The organism is Mesorhizobium sp. PL10 (assembly GCF_053714315.1).
In genome coordinates, this window is sequence record NZ_JBSKBR010000102.1 from 1 (window position 1) to 2,647 (window position 2,647).

2 protein-coding genes are annotated in these 2,647 nt (G+C 65.2%); both read right to left on the minus strand.

Annotation, left to right across the window (positions count from 1 at the left end; translation table 11 throughout):
* Nucleotides 1-129: 129 nt before the first annotated feature.
* Entirely contained in the window at nucleotides 130-945 is an 816-nt protein-coding gene (gene istB / locus ACWGTO_RS33045; RefSeq protein ID WP_284278837.1) for an IS21-like element helper ATPase IstB, read from the minus strand.
* Nucleotides 942-2,456: an IS21 family transposase gene (gene istA, locus ACWGTO_RS33050; RefSeq protein WP_454578892.1), complete on the minus strand. Its 1,515-nt coding sequence runs from the start codon at nucleotides 2,454-2,456 to the stop codon at nucleotides 942-944. Before istA ends, istB begins: the two co-directional genes overlap by 4 nt.
* Between the last annotated feature and the right edge of the window lie 191 nt (nucleotides 2,457-2,647).

Genomic DNA, 2,647 nt, shown 5'->3' on the forward strand with positions numbered 1-2,647 from the left:
TGTGGCGCGACAATTCTGATGAGAAGCGCGCGACAATCTGGATGAGAATCTGGTGTCGCGGCGGCGGTGATGATCGCGGCATTGATTGTCGCGCGCAAGAGGGTTTGTCGGTTTGATTGTCGCGGCGCGTCAATCAGCGACGCTGTTGGCGGGGGTGGCATAGGACGCGGGGCGTCCCGGGCCACGCTTTCGCTCCATGGCCTCGCGGCGCCTGTAGCTCTCGACATTCATCTCGAAGATGGTGGCGTGATGGACGAGGCGGTCGACCGCGGCGAGCGTCATGGCGGGGTCGGGGAAGACCTTGCCCCATTCGCCGAACGGCTGGTTGGCGGTGATGAGCATCGAGCGCCGCTCGTAGCGGGCGCTGATGAGCTCGAACAGCACGCTGGTCTCGGCCTGGTCCTTGGTGACGTAGGCGAGATCATCGAGGATCAGGAGATGGAACTTGTCGAGCTTGGCCAGAGCGCTCTCGAGCGCCAGGTCTCGCCGTGCCGTCTGAAGCTTCTGGACGAGGTCGGTTGTTCTGGTGAAGAGCACCCGCCAGCCATTCTCGATGAGCGCAAGGCCGATGGCTGAAGCGAGATGGCTTTTGCCGCCGCCGGGCGGGCCGAACAGAAGCAGGTTCGCCCCCTTCTCCAGCCAGCTGTCGCCGGCGGTGATCGCCATCACCTGGGCCTTGGAGATCATCGGCACGGCCTCGAACGCGAAGGTGTCGAGGGTCTTGCCCGGCAGGAGGCGGGCCTCGGCGAGGTGGCGTTCGATGCGGCGGCGGTCGCGTTCGGCCAGTTCATGCTCGGTGATCGCGGCCAGAAAGCGGGCGGCGGGCCAGCCTTCCTTGTCGGCCTGTTCGGCGAATTGCGGCCACATGAGCTTGATGGCCGGCAAGCGCAGTTCGTTGAGGAGCAGGCTGAGCTTGGCGGTATCGACAGTGGTGTTGGTCTTCATGCCACGTCTCCCGTCAGGCTGGCGCCGAGCAGGGCTTCATAGGCATTGAGCGGCGCAAGGCGCACGACGACATTCGGCAGCCGGGAGGGATCGGGGGCGAAGCGCTCCCGCAAGGCGGCCATGTCGGGCAATCGGCGCGCCTGCAGCGCGGCATCCAGTTGGTCGGCCAGTTCGCTCTCGCAGGCGCGCTCATGAGCCATGGCGAGAAGATCCACCATGATGCGGCAGGCCTGCCGCTCCGGCAGCCGCTCCATGAGCATGTCGAAGGTGTGCCGATACGCCTCGCGCGGAAAGAGCTGGTCGCGATAGACCAGGTTCAACAGCGCCATCGGCTTGCGACGCAGCGAATGGATGACATGCCGGTAATTGACGACCTGGTCGTGTTTGCCCGATGGAGAGGCACGTCCGCGCGGCAGCGTCACGAGAAGGGTGCCGCCGATGAAGATGTCCAGCCGATCGTCGAAAAGGCGCACCCTGAGCCGATGGCCGATCAGGCGCGAGGGCACGGTGTAGAACACCTTGCGCAGCGTGAAACCGCCCGATGAGGTGACGCGCACGGTGACCTCCTCGTAGTCGGATGTGCGCCGGACGGGCAGTTCCTGGAGCTCGGCGCGCTCGATGTCGATGCGCTTGGAATTGCGGGCGTTCACCCGGCTGACGATCTCGTCGACGAAGCGGCGGTAGCAGGCCAGATCGCCGAAATCGCTCGATCCTCTCATCAGAGCCGCGTCGTCGATCGCCCGCTTGAGATGGCCGTGCGGGCCTTCGATGGAGCCGTTCTCATGCGCGATGCCGCGATTGTTGCGGGAAGGGGTCATGCCGTAGTGGCCGCACAGTTCGTCGTAGCGGCGCGTCAGGTCCTCCCGGGCGTCCTTGTCCAGGTTGCGGAATGCCGCCGAGAGACTGTCGCTGCGATGTTCGCGGGGAGCCCCGCCGAGCGACCACAGCGCGTTCTGCAGGCCTTGCGACAGGGCAACGAAGCTCTCGCCGCCGAGCACGACATGAGCGTGCTCGAAGCCGGAATAGGCGAGCCGGAAATGATAGAGCCGGTGGTCGAGCGGCTGGCCGGCGATCGTGATGCCGGCTTTGCCCATGTCGGTGAAATCCGACAGGCCGAGGCGGCCGGCCTCATGCACCTGTCGGAAGATGACCTCCTGCTCCGCGCCGTGGACGGCGCGCCAGGAGCGGACGCGCCGCTCCAGCGTGCGGCGAACGCCGTTGCCCAGATCGGGATGGCGGCGCAGCATCTCCTCGAAGATAGCTATCGCGCGAATGCCGGGCGCGGCTTGCAGCATCGGCACGACCTCGGTCTGAAAAATATCGGCAAGCGGGTCGGCACGGCGTCGTTCCCGCGGCGCCTTCTTCTGCGAGGGCAGCCTCGAATCCTTCTCGATGCGATAGGCCGTGGCCGTGCTGATCGACGCCTTTGCCGCCGCGACGGCTGTCGAATTGGTCTGACGGAACTTCATGTAGAGCCTCATCTGGTGATCGGTTACGTGGCGGCCGGGCACAAAGTGATTCCTCCAAATCGGAAAAACCACCGGCATACCCGGTCGACCGCGATCACCAGACAAACGCCCCCGAAAAGGCAGCGGCGCTGGCGGGTTGAAACTCCAGTCGGGCTACGCCCTCCCTGCGTTCCAACCCGCCAGCATTCTCATCTTGATTGACGCAACGCTCGCACCTTCATTGTCGCGCCGCA

Coding starts and splice junctions, on each gene's coding strand:
- istB (WP_284278837.1), bottom strand. CDS start 945: ATGAAGACCAACACCACTGTCGATACCGCCAAGCTCAGCCTGCTCCTC.